We start from the raw sequence: 22,759 nt of genomic DNA on the forward strand, positions 1-22,759 counted from the left end.
CATGGATAGCAGCCTGATGATCTACGCCGTCGCCGGTCTCGCATTTCTTGCGCTGGCTGGCATCGGCCTCGCTTTCACCAGTGGGGAAGGGGACGCCGCCAAGAAGCGCGCCCGGGCCATCGGCGCAGGGGCGACATCCGGCAAGGTGCGCGGCAAGGTTCAGGACGAGAATTCGAAGCGCCGCGCCAAGACTGAGGCAATGCTCGATAACCTGCGCAAGCAGGACAAGGAGCGCCGCCGGTCCATCGCGCCGCGCGACATTGGGTCCAAGATGGCGCAGGCCGGTCTCGAACTGCCCGTCTCAGCCTTCTGGATCGGCTCTTTCGCACTCGGTGTCGTATGTGCCTTCCTCATCTACCTGTCTGGCGCAGACGGACTCGTCATTTCCGGCATTTCTTTCAAGAGCAAGCCGGTCATGATTGCCGGCGCGTTTCTCGCCGGTGCGCTTGGCCTGCCACGGTTCATTCTCGGTTTCCTGACCAAGAGACGCTACAAGAAGATGATCAACCAGTTCGCCGACGCGCTTGATATTATCGTGCGCGGTGTGAGATCGGGCCTTCCGCTGAACGAGTGTATTCGCATCATTGCGAAGGAAAGCCCGGAGCCGCTACGCAAGGAATTCATCTCGCTGGCCGACAACCTGGCCATGGGCGCCGGCCTCGAACGGTCCGCGAACAGTTTCTACAAACGTGTGCCCATGCAGGAAGTGAACTTCTTCGTGATCGTGCTGCTGATCCAGGCCAAGGCAGGTGGCAACCTGTCCGAAGCCCTGGGCAACCTGTCGACCGTTATCCGTGCGCGCAAGATGATGCGGGAAAAGGTCAAGGCGCTGTCATCCGAAGCCAAAGCTTCCGCCGGCATCATCGGGTCTCTTCCGTTTGCGGTCGGTATCATGGTCTTCCTCACTACGCCTGATTACATCATGCAGCTCTTCACCACGGAGACGGGTCACGTCATTCTCGCCATGGCGGCGGGGATGATGGGCATGGGCATCATGGTGATGCGCAAGATGATCAACTTTGACATGTAGGGGGAGCAGACGATGTATGATTTTCTTGTAAGCTTCACCCATCCCGACACGCTGGCAGCCTATCTGGTCGCCGCCGCCGTGTTTGCGACCTTCGTCACCGTCTTCCTGCCTTACCTGAAAGGCGACAAGCTGGAGACGCGCCTCAAGGCCGTGTCCAACCAGCGCGAAAAACTGCGCAAGCAGAGCCGGGCGGCCCTCGAAACCAAAGGCCTGCGCCGCGAAGACAAGAGCATGATGGGGGCAGTATCCTCCAAGCTTAACCTGGCAAAGGCCCTTGAGGATCCGAACGTCGTCAAGCTGATGAACCAGGCTGGCCTGCGCGGCCCCGGCCCGATCTCGGCCTTCTACTTTGCCCGGATGGCGATGCCCTTTGTCGGGCTTTTGCTGACCTTCCTCTATATCTTCTTCGTCAATGACTTGGGCCTCAACCCGACCATGAAATACGGCTCGCTCGCCTTCGGCATGGCGGCCGGATTCTATGCGCCGAACCTCTATGTCAAAAATCTTGCCGCCAAGCGCCAGAAGTCGATCATGCTCGGTTTCCCGGACTCGCTCGACATGCTGCTGATCTGCGTCGAGGCCGGCATGTCGATCGAACTGGGCTTCAACAAGGTCAGTCAGGAGATCGGCACGGCCTCGCCTGAACTCGCTGAGGAATTCGGGCTCACCGTGGCCGAACTGTCCTACCTGCCGGACCGTCGCATGGCCTATGATAATCTGGCGGCACGTACAGGCCACGAAGGCGTCAAGGCGGTCTGCATGGCCCTCTCGCAGGCCGAACGCTACGGTACGCCGCTTGGCGATGCGCTGCGCGTGATGGCCAAGGAAAACCGCGAGATGCGCATGTCGGCTGCCGAGAAGAAGGCCGCCGCCCTGCCTGCCAAGCTGACCGTGCCGATGATCCTGTTCTTCCTGCCGGTCCTGTTTCTTGTCGTGCTTGGCCCGGCCTACATCAAGTACCAGGCAATGAAGGGTAATAATTCTGCGGCACCAGACGTTGCTAGCATGCAGGTCGAGCGCCCCTGGCAGGATGCAGGATAAACCAGTCGAGAGACGGATGACTGAAAGCCCGCTTGCAATACGCAGGCGGGCTTTCGTCATTCTGGCCTAAGGGCTTGAGCCTAGTTGGCGCGGCGCAGGCGCAGGCCGGTGTCGCTGCTGTCCGGCATGGCGGCGGGGGCGTCGGTGACCGGTATCGAGGTTGCCGCCTGTGGGCGCTCTGAGTCGGAGCCCGCTATGCGGGGCGGCATCGGGGCAGGAGGCAGCTTGCCCAGCTCGGCATGTTCTGCGAGCGCTTCCCACGTCCGGGTCGGCTGCACCATTTCGCGCAACAGCTCTGCATTCTGCTCGACGATGCGGGGCGGTGCATTACCGCCGCTGGCTTCTTTCATTTCGGCATACTTGCCCTGAAGACCGAGCACGAGGGCGAGGTTTTCCTTCACGCGCGTATTGGTGTCCGGCTGGGCATCGGCTAGCCGCAGCTTGGCTTCGGCGCCGGCAAGATCACCGGCGAGCGCCAGCGACAGGCCGTAATTGGTGAGTGTCGAGGTCCGGTTCGGCTCGATGCTGAGCGCGCGGTCATAGGCCGCCTGTGCATCGGCGTGCCGGTCGATCTGGTCGAAGGCCGTGCCCATCGCTGCCCAGGCCTCGGCCCGTTCCGGCTCCAGCGTGGCGGCCTGACTGTAGGCCTGGATCGCGGCAGAAAAGTCCTGCTTGGTCGAGAGGGCACGCCCCAGCACCATCAGGAGTTCCGCGCTATCGGGATGAACGACCAGAACCTGCGAGAGCACATCAACGGCGCGGTCGTCGCTGCCGATATCCCGCAGCGCCTTGGCGAAGGTGATGGCGGTTTCGAGGTTTTCCGGATCCTTGGCATGTTCCTTGGACCAGAAATTGGCCTTGGTCAGCGGATCGGCGCGGTTGGCGGCCGCGACTTCTTCAGGCCCGGCTGGCTTCATCGCTTCTGCCATTGCCTTTTCAAGCTCGGCCTTCTGGGCCTTTTCCTCTTTCGACCCCGTGCTTGCGCAGCCTGTCGTCGTCGCTGCCAGGACAAGCGCGAGGATAGCCAGTGACGTTTTGACTCTGGACATGGGAAGGCTCCAAGTATGTATCAGGTGCATGTGAGGCCGAGTCTGGCCTGCCGAGGTCAAGGTTCAGTTAACGAAACCGGCCACCTAATTAACAAATCGCCCGGAGAGGCACGTAAATGCACAAGAGTTTCACCGCCGAAGGGGCCAACGCGGCCGCAATCTACCTGTTCACGCCATCGGGATTCGACAGCCTGAAAGATGATCCTTTTCCCGGCGCTCGTGCGCTGGCCAAGGGGCAGGGGTTTACCGGTGCGGCGGGGCAGGTCGTGTACCAGGCGGGCGAAGATGGCACGCTGAGCCATGTGCTGGCGGGCATCGGCAAGGGACAGGATGCGCTGGCCGTTGCGGCCATTTCCGCGAAACTTCCCGAAGGGGCCTATGCCATTGCCGGGGATGGCGGAATGGCCTTCGCCCATATTGCAGCCGGTTGGGCCGATGGTGCCTACCGTTTTGATCGCTACCTGAAGGACAAGGCCAAGCCACCACGTCTGGTCATTCCTGTGAGCGCTGATGCCGACGCCCTGTCGCGCGAGGCCGATGCCTGCGCCCTGCTGCGCGACCTCGTCAACACGCCTGCAGCCGACATGGGCCCGCAGGATGTCGACGCGACGATTGCCACTATCGCAGACCAGTATGGCGCGACGCTGACGACAATCGTGGGTGATGACCTGCTGGAAGAGAATTATCCGCTGGTGCACGCGGTGGGCCGGGCTGCTGTCTATGCGCCGCGCTTTATGGAACTGGAATGGGGTGACCCGTCGCATCCGAGCCTGGCGCTGGTCGGCAAGGGCGTGACGTTCGATTCCGGCGGCCTCGATATCAAGCCGGGCAGCGGCATGCGGATCATGAAAAAGGACATGGGCGGCGCCGCGCATGTCATCGCGCTCTCGCAGCTGATCATGAGCGCGAAGCTGCCGGTGCACCTGAAGCTCTATGTGCCATCGGTCGAGAATGCCGTGGCGGGGGATGCTTTCCGGCCGGGTGATATCCTTGCCAGCCGCAAGGGCCTGACCGTGGAGATCGACAATACGGACGCGGAAGGACGCCTGATCCTCGCCGATGCGCTGGCGCGGGCCTGTGAGTTCGAGCCGGACGTGCTGATTGATTTCGCCACGCTGACCGGCGCGGCCCGCGTGGCGCTGGGGGCCGATCTTGCGCCGTTCTATACGGATGATGAGGATATGGCGGGGGCCATTGAGGCCGGGTCTGCCATGTCCGGCGATCCGGTCTGGCGCATGCCGCTCTGGGATCCTTATCTCTCTGATCTGAAAAGCCCGATTGCCGATCTTGTCAATTCAGGTGGCCGGTTTGCGGGATCGATCACGGCCGCATTGTTCCTGAAACAGTTCGTCGATGCGAAGAGCTGGACGCACCTCGATGTCTGGGCGTGGCGGCTGGGCAAGTATGGACGGCCCGAGGGCGCAGCTGCGTGCGGCCTGCGCGCTGTGTGGCAAATGCTGCAGGACCGCTATTCGGTCTGAGGCGCAATGATCTTCACATCTGCGAGGCGGATGGCCTCGCGGATGCGGCCGCGCAGGACCAGTGTGTCGATATTGTCGGGCTCGGCGGCCATGGCGGCCTTCACGTCGGCGAGGGCCGGCTGGAGGTCGTTCATGTTGAGGCGGGCTTCAGCGCGCAGCTGGTGGGCGGCGGCAAGGCCGGGCAGGGCTTCCAGCGCCCTGTCGAGATCCTTGATGGCCTCGGGCCATTTTTGGAGCATGATGCGGGCGCTGGCGCGGTCGACGAGGAGATCGGGCTCGTCGGGCATGATCTTGAGGGCATTTGTCAGCGTCACGATAGCCGCTTCGGGGGCGCCGGCGACGAGCCAGGCATTGCCGGCTTGCGTCAGGTAAAGGGCGCGCTGTTCCATTGTGCCGCCATCGGTCGCATTGGCCAGTTCTTCAAGTCTTGCTGCACCTTCAGCCTCCTGGCCGAGGGCAATCAGGGCAAGGGCAACGCACTGGCGGGCACCGGGCCGGTTGCCTTCAAAACTCCAGGCGAGAGCGTCTTCGTAGGCCTCTTCAGCATCGACATCGATGCGGGCGATGCAGGCGTCGAGGCGGGTGGCTTCGCGCTGGGCGAAATCAGTGCTGACATTCTGCAGCATGGCGATTGAGATCGCCGTGGCGGCAAGGATAGACATGGATAAGAAGCTCCGGGACCTGTAGTGAGGTCTATAGTCATGACTGGGAGGCCGAGCGCAAATGACAGTTCCGCCATCACTGCTTTTTGTCTTTGGACTGGGCTATTCGGCGCGGGCACTGGGCGAGCGCCTAGTGGCGCGGGGCTGGGACGTCATGGGGACTTCCCGGACCATTCCCGGACCATTCCCGGACCGCTTAGAGGTTATTCAATGGGACGGTAAGGACCAAATGGTGCCCCCCGAGGGCGCGCACTGGCTGATCACGCTGCCCCCGGACGCGGACGGCTGCCCGGCGGCGCGCGTGGCGGGGCATCTCGCCGGGCAGGCGGCATCGGTGACCTACCTTTCGACGACGGGCGTCTATGGCGACCTTGGCGGCGGCTGGGCGATGGAGTGGAGCCCGGTCAATCCGGGGTCGCAAAGATCGAAGCAGCGTGTGCTGGCGGAGACGCAGTGGCGCGAGGCGACAGATGGCGCGGTGCGCGTGGTGCGGCTGCCGGGCATCTATGGTCCCGGCCGGTCACCGTTCGAGAAACTGCGGAATGGCACGGCGACGCGTGTTGTGAAGCCGGGACAGGTGTTCAGCCGGGTTCATGTCGATGACATTGCGAGCGGGCTGGAAGCGCTGATGCTGCGGCCAGAGGCAAGGGGCGTGTTCCACCTGTGCGACGACCTCGCGGCGCCGCCGCAGGATGTGACCGCCTCCGCCGCCGGCCTGCTGGGGATTGAACCGCCGCCCGAGACGCCGCTCGATGAAACCGACATGAGCGCGATGGCGCGCAGCTTCTATGCCGAGTGCAAGCGTGTCTCCAACGCGCGGGCCAAGGCGGCTTTGGGCTGGCGGCCGGACTATCCGTCCTACAGGGAAGGGCTCGCCGCCGTGCTGGCCGCCGAACAGGCCAGCCCTAGCCGTTGACCACGACAGGGCGGAAGCCCGGCTGACCGAGGGGCGGCTGGACGGCGGATGGCTGGCCGACGGGCGACTGGCGCTGGTCGAACAGGCGCACGACGCCTTTGCCTTCGCGCTTGGCGGCATAGAGGGCCGCATCGGCGCGGGAGATGCTTTCCCGGAAATCCACATGATCGTCGATGAAGGCAACGCCGACACTTGCGCCGACACTCAGCAGGGTTCCCCGGTAGGCGATGGGGCGATTGATGACCGTGATGCACTGGGCGCCGAATTGCTGGATATCGGCGCGCGCATCACGATTGGAATAGACGATGAGGAATTCGTCGCCGCCGGTGCGGAAGGGCTTTGCCCGGCCTGCGCCGACATTTTTCAGGCGGCTGGCAATGACCTGGAGCACAAGGTCTCCGGCATCGTGGCCATGCGTGTCATTGATGGCCTTGAAGCCGTCAAGATCGATCGCGAGGACTGCCGTGCAGGCCGGTGTGTTGCTGCGCGTGAGGGCGGCGAGGGTGGTGTCGAGGTCGCGGCGGTTGGAAAGGCCGGTGAGCGGATCGGTTGCGGCGCTGGCTTCGGCATCCTTGACGCGGTTACTGATTGCCCAGCTGAACTGGAACACGGTGAAGCAGAGGCCCAGCGGCACGATATAATGGTTGATCTCGAAATAGGGCGTGATCTCGAAGAGGCGGAGATAGAGCCAGACCGTGGCCATGATCAGCGGAGCCCAGCCGATCAGGACGGCGCCGGCACCGGGCGCGCCGCGGCGATGCATAACCCACACACCGACCAGTACGACGATGGGGCCGATGCCCGAGCAGATCATGTATACGGCGCGCGACAGGAGGCTCGGGAAAAAGCCGCCGATGCTGCTGAGGACGCAGAGCGCAATAAGTCCGTTGATCACGATGTAGAAGGATGGCCAGCGACGACGGATATCCAGGAAGTTGGAGATAAACACGGCGCCGAAGGCCGTGACGGCGCCCTGAAGGATGTAGACGAGCGTTATCGTGCTGACATTCGATTGCGGCCAGAACAGCGATTTGCCCATGCCGGTCGAGAAGATCACATAGGTGATGGCCGTGACGCAGAACCAGAAATAGAGTCGATAGGCTGGCGTGTCGGATTTGCGGGCGATGGACCAGGCGTAGAACGTAAATGTGCAGGCGATACCCATCAGAAGCGCGAAGATGCCGACCGAGCCCTGAAACCATGACTGATAGTCGGCGCTGGTGTGAAACCAGACCGGCATGACCACCATCGGGCCGCCACTCGCACGTATATAGACTGTGCGGGTTTGTCCGGCAGGAACATCAATTTCGAAAGTCGGGAAGGGGGCGGGCAAGGCAATGCCGGAAAGAGCCACACCCGAACCGGCCGTGCCTGTTCGAATGTATCCCTCCGTGTCGAGAAGATAAGCATCGACACGCTGGAGATAAGGAAAGCGGACGACAAGGTCGCCATGCATGTCGGTCACGCCGGAATTGCGTAATTGCATGCGCATCCAGACGTCGCCCTTCCGGCTGCTCGCCTGGAAAGCATCCGCGTGGTTTTTGACGAAAGCAATCTCACTGGTCGGGCTGAGGATGTCTGCCATCGTGATGGCGGCCGGCACATCCTTGGCAACCGTCGCATGCCGGCTGATATTCATGCGGCCGTCCATACGACCCACGTCAATGGCCTGTGCATCGGAGGGGAATGTCAGTGAAACCCATACGACGATGAGAAGGCTGACAAATCGGCCCGCAAAATTTAGAAAGTCGCCCCGCAAGGTATGTCCGCCCGATGTTTCAAACTACTGCCGGGGCTTATGACAGAGAAAGCGATATTTATGCTTAGGGCGGGGCATCAGATTTACGGAAGAGCGTACACAGATTGTTAAGGAGGGCTTTCTTTGGCCCGTCTTTCGTTGGTTGAGCGCCTGTAGTCTGGGGGTTGAAAGGCCGGCGCAATTAAGAGGGGTCACTTGCGAGGCAATTCGTGCTAAGGGGGATTATTAACAGAAGGGGGCAGGTGGCCGTCTGGCTGGCAAGCCCCGGTGATGAGGGGACGAGCAATGAAATACCGCATTTTCACAATGGCGGTCAGCGCCATCGCATTGACCGGCTGCAGCCATTTCAAGACTTCAGGGCACGCCGCAGATGGCCTGGCCATGGAGCCGACATCTGAACTGGCCGCCACACCGCCTGAAACGGAAAAGATGGACGTGGCCGCCACGGCGGGCGCGCCGCTGTTCGAGGGCATGGGTGACTTCCACCGCGAGATATCCACGTCCAGCGCGGACGCGCAGAAATATTTCGATCAGGGCATGGTGCTGGCTTTTGGCTTCAATCATGCCGAGAGCATCCGCTCGTTCAAGGCGGCACAAAAGCTCGACCCGGAATGTGCCATGTGTTTCTGGGGCGAGGCGATGGCCACGGGCCCGAACATCAATGTCACCAGCAAGGGCAAGGCGGTGATGTCTGATGCCGACCGGGTGGCGGCCTTTGCCGCGATCAACAAGGCGCTGGAGCTGAAGGATAGTGCAACGCCTGCTGAACAGGCGCTGATTGAGGCGATGGCGGCGCGCTATAATGGCGACCCGTCGACATCGCGCGAGCCGCTGGATGTCGCCTATGCCGAGGCGATGGGAGACTATGTGAGGGATCATCCGGACGATTACGATGCCGAGGCCATGTATGCCGAAGCCTGGATGAACACGATGCCGTGGGATTATTGGTCGGCTGATGGCGCGCCAAAGCCGGAGACGGTGAAAGTGATCAGCGCGCTGGAGGACATTATCGCCAATGCGCCGGAGCATCCTCTGGCGCTGCACCTTTATATTCATGCGGTGGAAGCCTCGGCCAATCCGGGGCGGGCCGAGGATGAAGCCGACAGGCTGGCGGGCCTCGTGCCGGGGTCGGGGCATCTGGTGCATATGCCGGCGCATATCTATTGGCGCGTCGGGCGCTATGATGATGCGGCCAAGGCCAATGTTACGGCGGCCAAGGTGGACGAGGACTATATTGCGCAGTGCAATGCGCAGGGCTTTTATCCGGCGCTCTATTATCCGCACAATATCCACTTCCTGTGGGCGGCGGCCAGCATGTCTGGCCAGCAGGACATGGCGATCAGTGCCGGGCAAAAGGTAGCCGACAATGTGCGCATGGAGCAGATCGAGGAATTCCCGACGATCGAGTTCTTCAAGACGATCCCGCTATTGTCGCTGGTCCAGTTCGGCCAGTGGGACACGATACTGGAGGCGGAGCAGCCGCCGGAATCGCTCGATTACTCGAATGCGATCTGGCATTACGCGCGCGGCGTTGCAGCGGCGCGGAGCGGCGATGTCGCAGCAGCCACGGCCGAGCGTGAGGCGCTGGCGGCGCTGACGGGCAGTGTGCAGATCAGTTTCATGGATACGGCGGATTATCCGGCCAGCACACTGATGACGATTGCGGACGAGCTGTTGCAAGGCGAGATTGCCAGCGCAGATGGCAAGCATGATGAGGCGATTGCGCATTTCACCGCCGCCGTGGAAGCGCAGGACTCGCTGCCCTATATGGAGCCGCCTTTCTGGTATTACCCGACGCGGCAATCGCTGGGTGAGGCGCTGATCGCGGCGGGCCAGTATGGTGAGGCGGAGGCCGTCTACCGGAAAGACCTTGAAGAGTACCCGCACAATGGCTGGTCCATGTCCGGCCTGATGAAGGCGCTGGAGAAGCAGGGCAAGACCGAAGAAGCGGCGATGATGAAGCCCATGTTCGACATTGTCTGGCGTAATTCGGACGTGACGCTGGACGGTTCGCGCCTCTAGGCGAGGGTGCGGGCGATCTCGGTGCAGGTGTCGAGCAGGCGGGCGATATCCTGCTCGCGGCTGAGGCGGTGGTCGCCATCCTTGATGAGGGTGATGGTGAGGTCAGTCGCGGTCATCGCGTCGACGAGGCGGGCGGCGTGGGTCCATGGCACGTCCTTGTCTTCCATGCCCTGGAGGATGCGGACGGGGCCGTCAAAGGCGATGGGCTTGTCGAGGATCTGCCATTGGCGGCCATCCTCGATCAGCGCGCGGGTGATGACATAGGGTTCGTCATAGTCTGACGGGCGCAGTGTCTGGCCGGTCTCCATGATCTCGGCCTGCGCCTCGGGGGAGAATTCGGGCCACATCAGCTTTTCGGTAAAGTCCGGCGCCGGGGCGATCAGGACGAGGCCTTTGACGCGTTCCGGGCGGGCGAGGGCGCAGAGCAGCGCCATCCAGCCGCCCATGCTGGAGCCGACGAGGACGAGCGGGCCGTCTGTCTGGGCGTCGATGGCGGCGAGGGCGTCGGCGCGCCATTGGCTGACCGTGCCGTCCGCGAAGGCGCCTTCGGACTGGCCATGCCCGGAATAATCGAAGGCGAGGAAGCCGTGGCCCGCCTGATTCGCCCAGTCTTCGAGACGCACCACTTTGGTGCCGGTCATGTCGGACTTGAAGCCGCACATCCAGACAAAGGTGAGATCGCCCGTGCTGGCGTTGCTGCGGCGAAAGGCGAGGCGGTGGCCGTTGGGGCCGGTGAAATAGGACGTTGTCATTACCTCTCCGTTCCGCCATCTGTCTCCCCTGTCAAGCGAGCGAGGGACGAGAGCAGCTTTGGACGATTTTCCGGATCTCAGCGGCAAGACCATCCTGCAGGTGGCGCCCGAACTCTCGGCTGGGGGCGTCGAGCGCACCGTGCTGGAAGTGACCGAGGCGATTGTGGTCGCCGGTGGCCGGGCGCTGCTGGCGAGCAAGGGTGGGCGGCTGGAGGAGGAGTTTGCGGCGCTGGGCGGCGAGCTGTTCCGGATGGATGCGAAATCGAAGAACCCGCTGGTGCTGAAAATGAACGAGGGCAAGCTGAAGAGCCTGATCGCGCGCGAGGGCGTGAGCCTTGTGCATGCGCGGTCGCGGGCACCGGCCTGGAGCGCCTATTGGGCGGCGCAGGCGACGGGCCTGCCGTTTGTGACGACCTATCATGGCGCCTATTCGGGCACGAGCGGCCTGAAGCGGCGCTATAATTCGGTGATGGCGAAGGGCGATCTCGTGATTGCCAATTCCAACTGGATCGCAGCGCATGTGCACGATGTGCACGGGCTGGACAGGGCCAGGATCGTCACCATCCCACGCGGCGTGGACCTTGGCGTGTTTGACCCGGTGGCTGTGGCGCCGTCGCGGATCGAGGCCGTGCGGGGGCGCTGGGGCATTGCGGGCGACAAGCGCGTGACGCTGTTCCTGCCGGGGCGCCTGACCGAGTGGAAGGGCCAGCTGGTGGCGATCGAGGCGCTGGGCCTGATGTCGGTTGAGGAGCTGCGGAAGCTGGTTCTGGTGCTGGCCGGCGATCCGCAGGGCAGGGCGAATTATGTGACGCGGCTGGAGGATGCGATCCTTGCGCACAAGCTGGGCGGCACGGTGCTGCTGGCCGAGCACGAGCGTGACATGGCGGCGGCGTGCCTCGCTTCGGATATCGTGATGACGCCGTCCATCAGGCCGGAAGCCTTCGGGCGGGTGGCGGCTGAGGCCTCGGCCATGGGGCGGCCGGTGATCGTGGCTGACCATGGCGGCGGGCGCGAAACGGTGATCGAGGGCGAGACCGGGGCGCGGGTGGAACCGGGCAATCCGGCCGCGCTGGCGGGGGCCATACGGGCCCTTCTGGATGTGGGGCCGAGTGCCCGCGCAGGCATGGGAAAAGCCGGTCAGGCGCATGCCAGGGCGCATTTCTCCAAGCGGGGGCTTCAGGCCGCGACGCTTAATGTCTATAAGCGGTTGTTGGAGTAGGGATTTATACCGCAGACATGGCCAGGACCGAGACCACGATGAGCCCGGTGAACCCGGGCGCCAGCGCAAAGGAAGTGCTGATCATCAAGCTGAGCGCGCTCGGCGACTTCGTGCTGTCGCTGGGGGCGATGAAAGCTGTGCGCGAAACGCACCCTTCGGCGCGGATCACCCTGCTGACGACGCCTTTCTTCGAGGAATTTGGCAAGATCTGTCCCTATGTGGACCGGGTCGAGACCGATGGCCGACCCGAGGGCATGAAGGCCACGGCGGCGCTGATCCAGCGCATCCGCAAGGCCGATTATGACATTATCTATGATTTCCAGACCAGCGGACGCACCAAGAACTATTTCACGGCGCTGAGCCGTTCGGGCAAGACGCCGCTTTGGTCGGGCCACCATGAGAAGGCGGCCTTCTTCCACGACAATGCCGAGCGCGGGCGGATGCACTCGATTGACCGGCTGGCGGAGCAGTTGGAGGTGGCGGGCGTGCCGCCGGAGGGCCGTTGGCTGGGCACGAGCGCGCCCTTCCCGGACCTTTCATGGGTGCGCCACAAGCTGGGCGACACGCCGCGCCTCCAGCCCGCCTATTTCTCGCTGGAACAGCCGTACATGCTGCTGATCCCCGGCGCCTCAGCCCACCGGGAGGCCAAGCGCTGGCCGGAAGAGAATTATGCCGAACTGGCGTCGCGGGTGGCTGATGCAGGCATCCAGCCGGTGATCATCGGCGGCAAGGCGGAGGGGCCGCTGGCGCATGAGATTGTACGGCGCGAGCCACGGGCGAAGAGCCTGGTGACGCGGACAGACCTGTTCCAGATCGTGACGCTGGCCGAGAAGGCGCTGTTCGTGGTCGGCAATGATACCGGGCCGATGCACATGGCGACGCTGGCGGGCGCGCCCGGCATTGCCCTGTTTGCGCTGACCGAGAGCAATCCGGATCATGCCGCGCCGCGCGGACCGAAACAGCCGGTGATCATCAATTCTGCCCCGACACTGAAAGAGCTGAGCGTCGACGATGTCTGGCAGTCAGTTCGGGCGCTTGGGCTGTTGCCTGCTTGACTTGAAAGAAAATTGGGAACAACCGACGCGGCTTGATGATTAGGCCAACGAATGGCATATTCACCAAGCCTATGAACAGCCACAAAGGAGACAGGCCATAGCTCGCAGACCAGACGCCGACGCCCCGCCGAAACAGACCGGCCCGCGCACCAATGAAGATATTCGCGCCGCCAAGGTTCTACTCATTGATGAGAACGGTGAAAAACAGGGCGTGATGCCCCTTGCAGCAGCCCTTGATGCGGCGCGCGAGGCGAGCATGGACCTTGTTGAAGTGTCCCCCGATCAGGAAGTCCCGGTCGTGAAGATTCTCGACTATGGCAAACTCCGCTTTGAAGAGCGCAAGAAGAAGGCTGCTGCCAAGAAGAAGCAGCGCTCCAGCGAACTCAAAGAGATCAAGATGCGCCCGAACATCGACACGCATGACTATGAAGTCAAAGCGCGCGCGATGCAGCGTTTCTTCGACGATGGCGACAAGGTGAAGGTGACCCTTCGCTTCCGTGGCCGCGAAATGGCTCACCAGCATCTCGGCATGCAATTGCTTGAACGCGTGAAAATCCAGTTCGAAGAGACCACGAAAGTCGAAACCGAACCCAAGCTGGAAGGCCGTCAAATGACGATGGTATTGGCACCGCGATGAAGATACGTGCTGGACTGATCCTGGGCCTGGCCCTGATGGCAGGGGCCTGTTCGGCGCCTGCACCGGAAACCGCGCCCGAAGCAGCAGAGCCTGCGCCGGTCGAAACGCCGGATGCTGCGACCGAGACCGACACGGCGGTGCAACCGGAAATGAACCCGATCGACACAACGGACGACACCTGCGGCATGGCCGCACTGGAAACCTATGTGGGCCAGCAGGCCAGCGAGATTCCCGAAGCTGAAATGTCCGAGAACACCCGCGTCGTCGGCCCTGACGATCAGGTGACCATGGACTATGTGCCAACGCGCCTGAACGTGCTGACCGATGCCGAAGGGGTGGTGCTCAGCCTGAAGTGCGGGTGAGTTCGTCGCTAAACCGCTAGATTCAAAAGCCGGATGGTCATGGGCCTTCCGGCTTTTTTGTTTCCAGACGCCGCCTTGTTCATCTAAAGGTAGATTTTGAAACGCGTGAGAGGTGCCATGCGAATTCAGGTCTCATTGCTGGCTTTCGGTATCTGGCTAGGCGCTTGCGGCGCGCCCTCCGAGATTGTTCAGCCTGAAGCGCTGGAAAGTGATGTGTCAGCCGAGATATCTGTTCTTGGGCAGGTGGCCGCTAAAGACTTTGACTGCCCTTACTATGATGGGATTCAGCCTATCGCTGCCGTGGCGCCGTCGTATATCATCATACTCGGCGAAGCGATGCACGGCACGAATGAGTCGCCGGAGGCGTTCTACGCGCTGGCGTGCCATCTCGCGGAGCGGGGGGAGCCGATCCGGATCGGCCTTGAGGCGCCGCACACGCAGAGTGCGGGACTGGAAACGTTCCTGAGCCATCCTGACGACACCAGTGTGTTGCGTGTAGGGGCCGACAACTCGTGGTCCTCGCATGATGGCAGGTCGTCGGAAGCGATGCTTCTGCTCCTGCAAAGACTGGCCGACCTTCGTGCGAAGGGCGTGGATGTGTCTGTCTTTGCTTTTGATTCCGACCCTCAAGAGACGATGGGCGCTGAAAACGTGAGTATTGCCCGGGATGCGGCGATGGCGCGGCACGTGAATGACGCCGTCGAGGGATATGAAGGGGCGGTCCTCCTGCTGACCGGCGACTTCCACGCACGCAAGGAGGCGTTCAGTTTAGGCGAATATGACATCGTCCCGATGGCGACGGGGATCACGGTGCGCCCGGTTCTCTCACTCAATATGCTGCATGCGGGTGGAACGGCCTGGATGATCGGGGAAGTCGACGGCGAGCCGTTCAAGGGCGTTATGACGCTTCAGAACCTGTTGCCGAGCGATGCGCTCGACAAGGCTTTCCGTCTGGAGCGGATTCGGCAGGGGTATGACGGCGTGTATTATACCGGGCCGATCACGGTGTCGCGTCCGGCCTTTCCGGACGCATCGGATCCCTGAGCGACAAGTAGCTCCTGCACCGAAAGCCGGACGGGCCGTTTGGCCCTCCGGTTTTTCTTTTTGTGGCGGGCGGAGGGAAGAAGGCCGCATCGCTTTATGAAGATGACACAGGAAAACACCGGGTCGCGAACCCTGTTTCCCTCCGCTTGCCGAGGCTTGTCGCCCCCATGACAGCTGCCTGGGAAAACCAGCTGTCATGACAGGGACATCATGGCCCCGCCGGGCTTGCGGTCGGACAGGTTTTCGGGGATCTGGCGGGGCAATTGGGGCCGGGCCGGGGAGACAGGCTGCGCTTTCCCCCGTTTCCGGCGCAAATCGCCTGCTGAATCGGGCATCTGGCCCCTTGATTCTCTGTTCCTGATCCGTCATAAGCCGCCTCTTCCGAGCGGTGCGGGCGAACGGCATGCCCCTCTGCTCATGAACGACCAAGGGCCGCCCAAGGGTGAGAGCTCATATAAGGAGACAAGAAATGCCGAAGATGAAGACCAAGAAAGCCGCTGCAAAGCGGTTCAAGATCACCGCTACGGGCAAGCTGAAGCACGGTGTCGTGGGTAAACGCCACCGTCTGATGAGCCACAATGCCAAGTACATCCGCCAGAACCGGGGCACGAAAGTCGCTTCGAGTGCTGATGTCGCGCGCGTCATGAAGAAGTTCCTGCCGTACGGCCTGTAGGCTTTTCCCGTTTTTCCCCCGATCTTGACTTAGGAGGCCACCATGCCCCGTTCACGTAACAAAGTGCCAGCGCACGCTCGCCACAAGAAAATCATCAAGCAGGCCAAAGGCTTCCGCAACCGTTCGAAGAACACGTTCTCGAACGCGAACGCAGCTGTCTGGAAAGCCGGCCAGTACGCCTATGTCGGCCGCAAGGTCAAAAAGCGTACGTTCCGCTCGCTCTGGATCCAGCGCATCAACGCCGCTGTCCGCATCCATGACGACGAACTCACCTATAGCCGCTTCATCGACGGCCTGACCAAGGCCGGCATCGAAGTCGACCGTAAAGTCATGTCCGACATCGCAATCCGCGAGCCGGAAGCGTTTGCTGCACTGGTCAAGCAGGCGAAAGCCGCGCTCGCCTAGGCTGCACACACCGTTGCTGCAATACAGGAGAGCCCGGCCCGCAAAGCCGGGCTTTTCCTTTGGGCGTTTGCATGTTGACCCGAAGCGACTAGAAAGCGCGCTGAATCGCAAGAGAGGCTGAAACCTTGTCTGATATCAAAACGATAGAGAAAGAGGCACTTGCGGCGATTGCCGCGGCGACGAGCCTCGATGCGCTGGACGCCGTGCGCGTGGCCGAACTGGGCAAGAAGGGCCGCGTCTCCGGCCTGATGGGCGCGCTGGGCAAGATGACGCCCGAAGAGCGCAAGGAAAACGGACCGAAGCTGAACGCGCTGAAAGTGACGGTGGATGACGCCGTTCGTGCTCGCAAGGCGGCGCTGGAAGGCGAGGCGCTTGAAGCGCAGCTCGCGACCGAGAAGGTCGACCTGACGCTGCCCCCTGCGCCCGGCCCGCGCGCAGGCACGCTGCACCCCGTGATGCAGGTGTTCGAGGAGATCGCGGCGATCTTCGGCGACATGGGCTTCACCGTGGCAGAAGGCCCGGACATTGAAGACGACTGGCACAATTTCACCGCGCTGAACTTTCCCGAAGGCCACCCGGCGCGCGAGACGCATGACACCTTCTTCCTCGACGCGCCCGAAGGCGGCACGCCGAAAGTGCTGCGCACGCATACGAGCCCTGTGCAGATCCGCACCATGATGAGCGAGAAGCCGCCGATCCGGATTCTCGTGCCGGGCCGCGTTTACCGCAATGACTGGGATGCGACGCACACGCCGATGTTCCACCAGGTCGAAGGCCTCGTGATCGAGGAGGGCATTCATATGGGCCACCTCAAGGGCTGTCTGATCGATTTCGTGAAGGCCTTCTTTGAAGTGGACAATGTCGTGTCGCGCTTCCGCCCGCACTTCTTCCCGTTCACCGAGCCCTCGGCCGAGATGGACGTGCAATGCCTGCGCGAAGGCGGCACGGTTGAAGTGGGCAAGGGCACTGACTGGCTGGAAGTGCTGGGCTGCGGCATGGTGCATCCGAATGTGCTGCGCAATTGCGGACTGGACCCGGCGACGCATCAGGGCTTTGCCTTCGGCATGGGCGTTGATCGCCTCGCCATGCTGAAATACGGCATGCCGGACCTGCGACCTTACTTTGAGGCCGACCCGCAATGGACGCGCCATTACGGCTTTGCGCCGTGGACGACACCGTCTGTGAGTGGGGGGCTGTCTTGACGGGCGAAGTGGATTGGAGCGGGCTGACGCAGTTCCGCTTTGGCGACAGTCCAGAGCTGGCTGACCGGCTTGCGTCCCTGGTGATTGTCGGCGTTAAAACGGCGACGTGCTCGGCAGCGTCTCATGGGCTGGAAACGTCTGAGGGCGAACAGCAGGTCGTGCTGTCGGGCGAGGGTCAGCCTGTCGGCATTATCCAGACATTAAGCCTCGACGTCCTGCCATTCGAGCAGGTTACGCCTGAACAGGCTGCACTGGAAGGTGAAGGTGATCTCAGCCATGCCTACTGGTATGACGCGCACAAGGCTTACTTCGAGCGCGAGGGCACCTATACGCCGGACATGGCGGTCATTTTCGAAACATTCCGTCTCGTCGATACGCTGGATGCATCCTTTGCAGCACGCGCAGGCGAACATTTGAAGGCCGAACGCGCGGAAGCGCGGGCTGCCGGGTATACAGCTGCTGGAGCAGTTTCATGAAGTTCACCCTTTCCTGGCTGACCGATCACCTGGCGACAAAGGCCGGGCTCGACGAGATTCTGGCACTGATGCTGAAGGCGGGGCTGGAGGTCGAGGAGGTTGTCGATCCGGCAGCGAAGCTCGCGCCGTTCACCGTGTGCAAGGTGATCGAGGCGGCGCCGCATCCGGATGCCGACAAGCTGCGCGTGTGTCAGGTGGAAACCGTTGACGGGATGAAGCAGATCGTGTGCGGAGCGCCGAATGCGCGGGCCGGCATGACAGCGATCTATGCGCCGCTGGGCGCCTATATTCCGGGGCTGGAATTTGCGCTCGACAAGAAGCCGCGCGCCATTCGCGGCGTCGAGAGCCAGGGCATGATGTGCTCGACCAAGGAACTGGAAGCGGGCGAGGACCATGACGGCATTGCCGACCTAGACGAGTCGATCCCGATGGGCACGCCAGCGGCAAAGGCCCTCGGCCTGACAGACCCGGTGATTGATTTCGAAGTGACGCCGAACCGACCGGACTGGCTGGGCGTGCAGGGCATTGCGCGCGACCTCGCAGCGGCAGGAGCCGGGCGGTTCATCCGCACCGATGTGAAGAAGGTTGCGGGCAGTTTCGATTGCCCGGTGGAGATCAAGCTGGAAGCGCCGGAAGCCTGCCCGATGTTTGCGGGCGCACTGGTGCGCGGCGTGACGAATGGTCCGTCGCCGGACTGGATGCAGGCGCGGCTGAAGGCCGTGGGCATCCAGCCGAAATCGCTGCTGGTGGACGTGACCAATTACATCTCGCTGGACCAGGCGCGGCCGCTGCACGTCTATGATGCGGCCAAGCTGCGCAGCACGATTGTGGCGCGGCGCGGCAAGGATGGCGAAACGCTCGATGCGCTGGACGGCAAGACCTACAAGGTGACGCCGGACATGTGCGTGATTGCCGATGCAAGCGGCGTGATCGGCCTTGGCGGCGTGATGGGCGGTGCCTCGACGGCGGTATCGGCAGAGACGACGGACGTGTTCATCGAGAGCGCGTGGTTTGATCCGCTGACGACGGCGCGCACGGGCCGCGCGACGGCCATTCATTCCGATGCGCGCTACCGGTATGAGCGGGGCGTTGATCCGCAGAGCTGTGTCGACGGGCTGAATATGGCGCTGGCGCTGATCCTTGAGCATGGCGGCGGCACGGCCTCGAAAGCCAACGTGGCCGGATCGATTGATGCGCGCATCAAAAAGGTGACGTTCTATCCGGCGGATGTTGAGCGCCTGACGGGGCTTGTGGTGAAGCTGCCGGAGATGCGCCGTATCCTGAAGGACCTTGAGTTCGATATCGAGGATGCGGGCGATGCCTGGTATCTGCTACCGCCGAGCCACCGGTTCGACATGGAGCAGTCGGCTGACATCGTGGAAGAGATTGCCCGGCTGATCGGCTATGACTCGCTGCCGGTGACCTCGCTGCCGGAACCGGCGGGTGGTCGCCGCGCGATCACGACGCCGATCCAGGAGCGCGTGCGCGTGTCGCGCCGTGTGTTGGCGGCGCGCGGATTCCTTGAGGCGGTGACGTGGAGCTTCATGGCGAAGGATGATGCTGCGCTGTTTGCCAAGCATGATCCGGCGCTGGCGGTGGCGAACCCTGTCGCGAGCGAACTCAATTACATGCGCCCGTCGATCATCGGGAACCTTGCTGTCGCTGCGCAGAAGGCGGCCAATCATGGCGAGCCGGGCGCGCGCCTGTTCGAAGTCGGCCCGATCTATCTGGGTGATGGTCCGAAGGACCAGCGCACAGTGGCAGCCGGTATTGTTCGGCCAGCTGTGCAGCGTCACTGGCAGGGCAAGCCCCCGGCTTATGATTCCTTTGCGGCCAAGGCGGACCTGTTCGCGATTCTCGAGGCGCTTGGCCAGCCGGGTGAGCGTTTCCAGGTGGGCGTGCCGACGCAGCCGAACTGGCATCCGGGGCAGGCGGCCTGCCTGAAGCTGGGGCCGAAGGTGACGGTTGGCCATTTCGGCGCGGTGCATCCGGGCGTGCTGAAGGCGCTGGGCGTGGACGGGCCGATGTTCGGGTTTGAGCTGAACCTCAATGCGCTGCCGCAGATGAAGGTGAAGTCGACCAAGACCAAGCCCGTGCTGCAACGCGCTGACCTGACGCCGATCCGCCGCGACTTTGCTTTCCTTGTCGATGACGCCGTTCCGGCCGCCGATCTCGTGAAGCACGCGACCGGCGCCGACAAGCAGCTGATCGTTTCGGCCGATGTGTTCGACATCTATCAGGGCACGGGCGTGCCCGAGGGAAAGAAGTCTGTCGCCTTCGAGGTGACGATCCAGCCGCGCGAGAAGATGACGGACGAAGACATCCAGGGCCTGATGGACAAGGTTGTCGCCTCTGTCGCCAAAGGCGCGGGGGGCGTGCTAAGAGGCTAATCAGACTGCATTTACGGGAAGGGGACCCTGTCGATGGTAGTGCATCAGATTGCTGTTCAGCAGGGCTTTCGCCACAAGCTCTATATGGAGCTTGTGCCGGAGGCGCGCGAACATGGCATTTCGCGTGTAAACTGGCTGATCATCGCAATTGTGCTGCTGAGCTTTCTGACGCTGGCGCTTGAGACCGAACCGACCCTGACCGCGCAGCCTGAATGGCGAGCGGCTTTCCATGCATTCAACGTGTTTGTCGTGACCGTGTTTGCCGTGGAATATGTGGTGCGCGTCTATATCCATGGCCTGAAAGAGGAATATTCCGGCTTCGCCGGGCATCTGCGTTACATGACGCGGTTCTATTCCATCGCGGACTTGCTGGCCTTCCTGCCGGAATTGATCGTGATGATCCTTGGTGGCGGCGTGCCGCTGGTGGCGCTGCGGGTATTCCGGCTGTTCCGGCTGATCAAGCTGGCGCGGTTCGTACCGGCATTTGACGTGCTGGGCGCGGCGGTGCGGCGGGCGGGGTCGCAACTCCTGACGACGCTCGCGATGGCACTGGCGCTGGTCTATGTCTCGGCAGTGGCGCTCTATTTCATTGAAGGTGTGGGCGGCAAGCAGCAGGAGACGTTCCAGTCGATCCCGCGGGCGATCTGGTGGGCCATCGCGACGCTGACGACCGTAGGCTATGGCGATGTGTACCCGGTGACGCCGCTGGGGCGGGCCTTTGCCTCGGTGATTGCGTTGGCGGGGATTGGTGTGGTGGCGCTGCCTGCAGGTGTGTTCGCGAGTGCGTTTTCCGACGAGTTGCGCGAGCGGGAACTTGCAAAACTGGAGCACAGGGTTGAGGTAGCGGAAGAAGCGGCCGGGATCACGCCTGATCCCGAAGATCGCTGACACGACAAGAGACTGCCGGAAGGACCGCAATGACCGATACTGAAGCCCGCGCCCCGTTCAGCGTTGCCATAGCTGGCGTGGCCGGCCGTATGGGTCGCCAACTTGTGGCCGCCGCGCTCGATGAGGGCCTTGTCGTGGCCGGTGGCACCGAGGCGCCGGGCAAGGGGCCGTTTGATCGCGACATTGGCGAACTGGCCGGGCGGCAGGCGCTGGGCGTTCGCCCGGTGACCGACCCTGTGGCCGCAGCGGCGAATGCCGATGTCTGGATCGATTTCACGCGGCCGGAAGCGACGCTGGCGGCGCTGAATGCGCTGAAGCATACGCGGGTCAGCGGTGTCGTGATCGGCACGACGGGCATGAGCGCCGCAGAAGAGAAAGAGGTGGCACGGGCTGCCGAGCATCTCGCCGTGGTCAAGGCAGGCAATTTCTCGGTGGGAATCAACCTGCTGCAGGCGCTGACGCGGATGGCGGCGAGCCGGCTCGGCGAGGGCTGGGATATCGAAATTCTCGAAACACACCACCGCCGCAAGGTGGATGCGCCCTCCGGCACGGCGCTGATGCTGGGCGAGGCTGCCGCCGAGGGGCGTGGCAGCATATTGGATGACCTCCGCGCGTCGCCCTATGACGGGCCGGACAGCGCTCGCGTGGCGGGGCAGATCGGTTTTTCGGTGCGCCGGATGGGCGATGTGATCGGCGAGCATTCGGTCAGCATTGGCTCGGACAGGGAAATCCTGACGCTGAGCCACCAGGCGCTGGACCGCGCGGTGTTTGCGCATGGCGCACTACAGGCGGCGGCTTGGGTTAACGGCCGGGCGCCTGGTCTTTACGGCATGGATGACGTGCTGGGGCTTTCGGGCAACTGAGCCGGACTGCCTGATTGTAACAGCTGAATCAGGGTTGACGCAAAACTGTTGCGTGGCAGCATGACATGTTCGTTAGGAACGGATGTGGAAGGTATCGGCATGATCGGCATTGTTGTCGTCAGCCATGGAAAGCTCGCGCGGGAACTCGTTGCGGCCACAGAACATGTGGTGGGCGAGCAGCCTTGCTTTCGTTCGATTTCCATTGAGGTGGAGGACGATATCGAGGCGCGGCGTGACCAGATCCGCGAAACGGCCAAGTCCTGCGACAGCGGGCGCGGCGTCATCATCCTGACTGACATGTTCGGCGGTACGCCGTCCAATCTCGCCATGTCGATCATGAGCGCGGGAAATATCGAGGTCCTGTCCGGCGTTAACCTGCCAATGCTGATCAAGCTGGCCGAAGTGCGCGAGACGCTTTCGTTGCCGGAAGCCTCCAAGGTGGCGGCCGAAGCGGGCCGCAAATATATCAGTATCGCCTCTGAACTGCTGGCGAAGACCAGCTAGTGCAGCCCGCCACCACATCTGCCAGCCAGCGCGTCATGATCGTGAACCGCAAGGGGCTTCATGCCAGGGCATCTGCGCGCCTGTCGCGGCTGGCCGGTGAGTTCGACGCGAATGTTGTGGTGCATCACGAGAACCAGAGCGCCGATGCGCGCTCGATCATGGACCTGTTGATGCTGGTGGCGCACATGGGCTGTGAAGTGGAGCTGACGGCCGAGGGCGCGGAGGCGGCGGAAGCTGTAACGGCACTGGCTGCCCTGATTGCTGAAGGCTTTGGCGAGCAGGGCCCGGACGACGTTGTCTGCTGAAGCCCTTTAGCGGCGGGCAAAGCG

General features: G+C 62.6%; 23 protein-coding genes. 19 read left to right on the plus strand and 4 right to left on the minus strand.

All coding sequences use genetic code 11. The features are described 5' to 3' along the window. The first annotated feature begins 1 nt into the window (after position 1). Both HOC_RS06400 and HOC_RS06405 read left to right on the plus strand, forming a co-directional pair. A complete protein-coding gene (locus HOC_RS06400) occupies positions 2 to 1,030 on the plus strand; it encodes a type II secretion system F family protein (RefSeq protein ID WP_241766927.1) in 1,029 nt (342 codons plus the stop codon). Positions 1,031 to 1,042: 12 nt separating this feature from the next. Beyond that, positions 1,043 to 2,071 (plus strand): type II secretion system F family protein, encoded by a 1,029-nt coding sequence (locus tag HOC_RS06405; protein ID WP_035536832.1) that lies wholly within the window; start codon positions 1,043 to 1,045, stop codon positions 2,069 to 2,071. A gap of 80 nt (positions 2,072 to 2,151) precedes the next feature. Here the strand turns inward: HOC_RS06405 and HOC_RS21085 are convergent, their stop codons facing one another. After that, a complete protein-coding gene (locus HOC_RS21085; protein WP_051624586.1) occupies positions 2,152 to 3,120 on the minus strand; it encodes a tetratricopeptide repeat protein in 969 nt (322 codons plus the stop codon). Positions 3,121 to 3,236: 116 nt separating this feature from the next. Here HOC_RS21085 and HOC_RS06415 point away from each other — a divergent pair, with 116 nt between their 5' ends. After that, positions 3,237 to 4,601: a leucyl aminopeptidase family protein gene (locus HOC_RS06415; RefSeq protein WP_035536834.1), complete on the plus strand. Its 1,365-nt coding sequence runs from the start codon at positions 3,237 to 3,239 to the stop codon at positions 4,599 to 4,601. Here HOC_RS06415 and HOC_RS06420 read toward each other — a convergent pair. Next, entirely contained in the window at positions 4,589 to 5,263 is a 675-nt protein-coding gene (locus HOC_RS06420) for a tetratricopeptide repeat protein (protein WP_035536835.1), read from the minus strand. The two genes, HOC_RS06415 and HOC_RS06420, sit on opposite strands and share 13 nt — an antisense overlap. Before the next feature lie 61 nt (positions 5,264 to 5,324). Between HOC_RS06420 and HOC_RS06425 the strand changes: the two genes are divergently transcribed. Next, the gene (locus HOC_RS06425; protein WP_035536837.1) at positions 5,325 to 6,179 is read left to right on the plus strand and encodes an SDR family oxidoreductase; all 855 of its coding nucleotides are present in this window, start codon (positions 5,325 to 5,327) and stop codon (positions 6,177 to 6,179) included. Here the strand turns inward: HOC_RS06425 and HOC_RS06430 are convergent. Next, a complete protein-coding gene (locus tag HOC_RS06430; RefSeq protein ID WP_162174810.1) occupies positions 6,169 to 7,818 on the minus strand; it encodes a diguanylate cyclase in 1,650 nt (549 codons plus the stop codon). The genes HOC_RS06425 and HOC_RS06430 overlap by 11 nt on opposite strands. A gap of 405 nt (positions 7,819 to 8,223) precedes the next feature. On the opposite strand from HOC_RS06430, the gene HOC_RS06435 reads away from it, so the two are divergent. Beyond that, the gene (locus tag HOC_RS06435) at positions 8,224 to 9,960 is read left to right on the plus strand and encodes a tetratricopeptide repeat protein (RefSeq protein WP_206741544.1); all 1,737 of its coding nucleotides are present in this window, start codon (positions 8,224 to 8,226) and stop codon (positions 9,958 to 9,960) included. Here HOC_RS06435 and HOC_RS06440 read toward each other — a convergent pair. Beyond that, complete coding sequence (locus HOC_RS06440) at positions 9,957 to 10,712, minus strand: alpha/beta hydrolase (protein WP_035536840.1); 756 nt, start codon at positions 10,710 to 10,712, stop codon at positions 9,957 to 9,959. The two genes, HOC_RS06435 and HOC_RS06440, sit on opposite strands and share 4 nt — an antisense overlap. Positions 10,713 to 10,770: 58 nt before the next feature. On the opposite strand from HOC_RS06440, the gene HOC_RS06445 reads away from it, so the two are divergent. The 14 genes from HOC_RS06445 to HOC_RS06510 all read left to right on the plus strand — a co-directional run bounded on the left by HOC_RS06445 (position 10,771) and on the right by HOC_RS06510 (position 22,735). After that, complete coding sequence (locus HOC_RS06445) at positions 10,771 to 11,931, plus strand: glycosyltransferase family 4 protein (protein ID WP_035536842.1); 1,161 nt, start codon at positions 10,771 to 10,773, stop codon at positions 11,929 to 11,931. A 17-nt stretch (positions 11,932 to 11,948) separates the two neighbouring features. Continuing rightward, a complete protein-coding gene (locus tag HOC_RS06450; protein ID WP_241766928.1) occupies positions 11,949 to 12,986 on the plus strand; it encodes a glycosyltransferase family 9 protein in 1,038 nt (345 codons plus the stop codon). A 97-nt stretch (positions 12,987 to 13,083) separates the two neighbouring features. Next, complete coding sequence (gene infC, locus HOC_RS06455; RefSeq protein WP_035536844.1) at positions 13,084 to 13,623, plus strand: translation initiation factor IF-3; 540 nt, start codon at positions 13,084 to 13,086, stop codon at positions 13,621 to 13,623. Continuing rightward, positions 13,620 to 13,985 (plus strand): I78 family peptidase inhibitor, encoded by a 366-nt coding sequence (locus HOC_RS21090; protein WP_051624587.1) that lies wholly within the window; start codon positions 13,620 to 13,622, stop codon positions 13,983 to 13,985. The genes infC and HOC_RS21090 overlap by 4 nt, the downstream gene beginning before the upstream one ends. Before the next feature lie 117 nt (positions 13,986 to 14,102). Further along, a complete protein-coding gene (locus HOC_RS06465) occupies positions 14,103 to 15,029 on the plus strand; it encodes a hypothetical protein (protein ID WP_035536846.1) in 927 nt (308 codons plus the stop codon). Positions 15,030 to 15,498: 469 nt separating this feature from the next. After that, positions 15,499 to 15,702 (plus strand): 50S ribosomal protein L35, encoded by a 204-nt coding sequence (gene rpmI, locus HOC_RS06470; protein WP_034741433.1) that lies wholly within the window; start codon positions 15,499 to 15,501, stop codon positions 15,700 to 15,702. A gap of 42 nt (positions 15,703 to 15,744) precedes the next feature. Beyond that, a complete protein-coding gene (rplT, locus tag HOC_RS06475; protein WP_035536848.1) occupies positions 15,745 to 16,107 on the plus strand; it encodes a 50S ribosomal protein L20 in 363 nt (120 codons plus the stop codon). 125 nt (positions 16,108 to 16,232) lie between these two features. Next, positions 16,233 to 17,309 carry a phenylalanine--tRNA ligase subunit alpha gene (gene pheS / locus HOC_RS06480; RefSeq protein ID WP_035536849.1) on the plus strand — a complete coding sequence of 359 codons (1,077 nt, stop codon included), beginning with the start codon at positions 16,233 to 16,235 and terminating at the stop codon, positions 17,307 to 17,309. Then, positions 17,306 to 17,785, plus strand: a complete 480-nt coding sequence (locus HOC_RS06485) for an ASCH domain-containing protein (protein ID WP_206741545.1) — start codon at positions 17,306 to 17,308, stop codon at positions 17,783 to 17,785. The genes pheS and HOC_RS06485 overlap by 4 nt, the downstream gene beginning before the upstream one ends. After that, on the plus strand, positions 17,782 to 20,175 hold the full coding sequence (pheT, locus tag HOC_RS06490; protein ID WP_035536850.1) for a phenylalanine--tRNA ligase subunit beta: 2,394 nt from the start codon (positions 17,782 to 17,784) through the stop codon (positions 20,173 to 20,175). The genes HOC_RS06485 and pheT overlap by 4 nt, the downstream gene beginning before the upstream one ends. A 33-nt stretch (positions 20,176 to 20,208) precedes the next feature. Beyond that, complete coding sequence (locus HOC_RS06495) at positions 20,209 to 21,063, plus strand: ion transporter (RefSeq protein ID WP_051624588.1); 855 nt, start codon at positions 20,209 to 20,211, stop codon at positions 21,061 to 21,063. A 29-nt stretch (positions 21,064 to 21,092) separates the two neighbouring features. Next, a complete protein-coding gene (dapB, locus tag HOC_RS06500; RefSeq protein ID WP_035536852.1) occupies positions 21,093 to 21,926 on the plus strand; it encodes a 4-hydroxy-tetrahydrodipicolinate reductase in 834 nt (277 codons plus the stop codon). Positions 21,927 to 22,025: 99 nt separating this feature from the next. Beyond that, the gene (locus tag HOC_RS06505) at positions 22,026 to 22,430 is read left to right on the plus strand and encodes a PTS sugar transporter subunit IIA (RefSeq protein ID WP_034741666.1); all 405 of its coding nucleotides are present in this window, start codon (positions 22,026 to 22,028) and stop codon (positions 22,428 to 22,430) included. After that, the gene (locus HOC_RS06510; protein WP_241766929.1) at positions 22,430 to 22,735 is read left to right on the plus strand and encodes an HPr family phosphocarrier protein; all 306 of its coding nucleotides are present in this window, start codon (positions 22,430 to 22,432) and stop codon (positions 22,733 to 22,735) included. Before HOC_RS06505 ends, HOC_RS06510 begins: the two co-directional genes overlap by 1 nt. The last annotated feature ends 24 nt before the right edge of the window (positions 22,736 to 22,759 follow it).

Origin of the sequence: Hyphomonas oceanitis SCH89 (genome assembly GCF_000685295.1) — a bacterium.
Taxonomy (GTDB): Bacteria; Pseudomonadota; Alphaproteobacteria; order Caulobacterales; family Hyphomonadaceae; genus Hyphomonas; species Hyphomonas oceanitis.

Bases quoted from the DNA above. Each gene is read 5' to 3' on its own strand.
- HOC_RS06400 (WP_241766927.1), top strand. From the start codon at position 2: ATGGATAGCAGCCTGATGATCTACGCCGTCGCCGGTCTCGCATTTCTT.
- HOC_RS06430 (WP_162174810.1), bottom strand. From the start codon at position 7,818: ATGAATATCAGCCGGCATGCGACGGTTGCCAAGGATGTGCCGGCCGCC.
- HOC_RS06405 (WP_035536832.1), top strand. From the start codon at position 1,043: ATGTATGATTTTCTTGTAAGCTTCACCCATCCCGACACGCTGGCAGCC.
- HOC_RS06505 (WP_034741666.1), top strand. From the start codon at position 22,026: ATGATCGGCATTGTTGTCGTCAGCCATGGAAAGCTCGCGCGGGAACTC.
- pheT (WP_035536850.1), top strand. From the start codon at position 17,782: ATGAAGTTCACCCTTTCCTGGCTGACCGATCACCTGGCGACAAAGGCC.
- HOC_RS06420 (WP_035536835.1), bottom strand. From the start codon at position 5,263: ATGTCTATCCTTGCCGCCACGGCGATCTCAATCGCCATGCTGCAGAAT.
- HOC_RS06495 (WP_051624588.1), top strand. From the start codon at position 20,209: ATGGTAGTGCATCAGATTGCTGTTCAGCAGGGCTTTCGCCACAAGCTC.
- rplT (WP_035536848.1), top strand. From the start codon at position 15,745: ATGCCCCGTTCACGTAACAAAGTGCCAGCGCACGCTCGCCACAAGAAA.
- HOC_RS21085 (WP_051624586.1), bottom strand. From the start codon at position 3,120: ATGTCCAGAGTCAAAACGTCACTGGCTATCCTCGCGCTTGTCCTGGCA.
- HOC_RS06425 (WP_035536837.1), top strand. From the start codon at position 5,325: ATGACAGTTCCGCCATCACTGCTTTTTGTCTTTGGACTGGGCTATTCG.
- HOC_RS06450 (WP_241766928.1), top strand. From the start codon at position 11,949: ATGGCCAGGACCGAGACCACGATGAGCCCGGTGAACCCGGGCGCCAGC.
- dapB (WP_035536852.1), top strand. From the start codon at position 21,093: ATGACCGATACTGAAGCCCGCGCCCCGTTCAGCGTTGCCATAGCTGGC.
- rpmI (WP_034741433.1), top strand. From the start codon at position 15,499: ATGCCGAAGATGAAGACCAAGAAAGCCGCTGCAAAGCGGTTCAAGATC.
- HOC_RS21090 (WP_051624587.1), top strand. From the start codon at position 13,620: ATGAAGATACGTGCTGGACTGATCCTGGGCCTGGCCCTGATGGCAGGG.
- HOC_RS06435 (WP_206741544.1), top strand. From the start codon at position 8,224: ATGAAATACCGCATTTTCACAATGGCGGTCAGCGCCATCGCATTGACC.
- HOC_RS06415 (WP_035536834.1), top strand. From the start codon at position 3,237: ATGCACAAGAGTTTCACCGCCGAAGGGGCCAACGCGGCCGCAATCTAC.
- HOC_RS06440 (WP_035536840.1), bottom strand. From the start codon at position 10,712: ATGACAACGTCCTATTTCACCGGCCCCAACGGCCACCGCCTCGCCTTT.
- HOC_RS06465 (WP_035536846.1), top strand. From the start codon at position 14,103: ATGCGAATTCAGGTCTCATTGCTGGCTTTCGGTATCTGGCTAGGCGCT.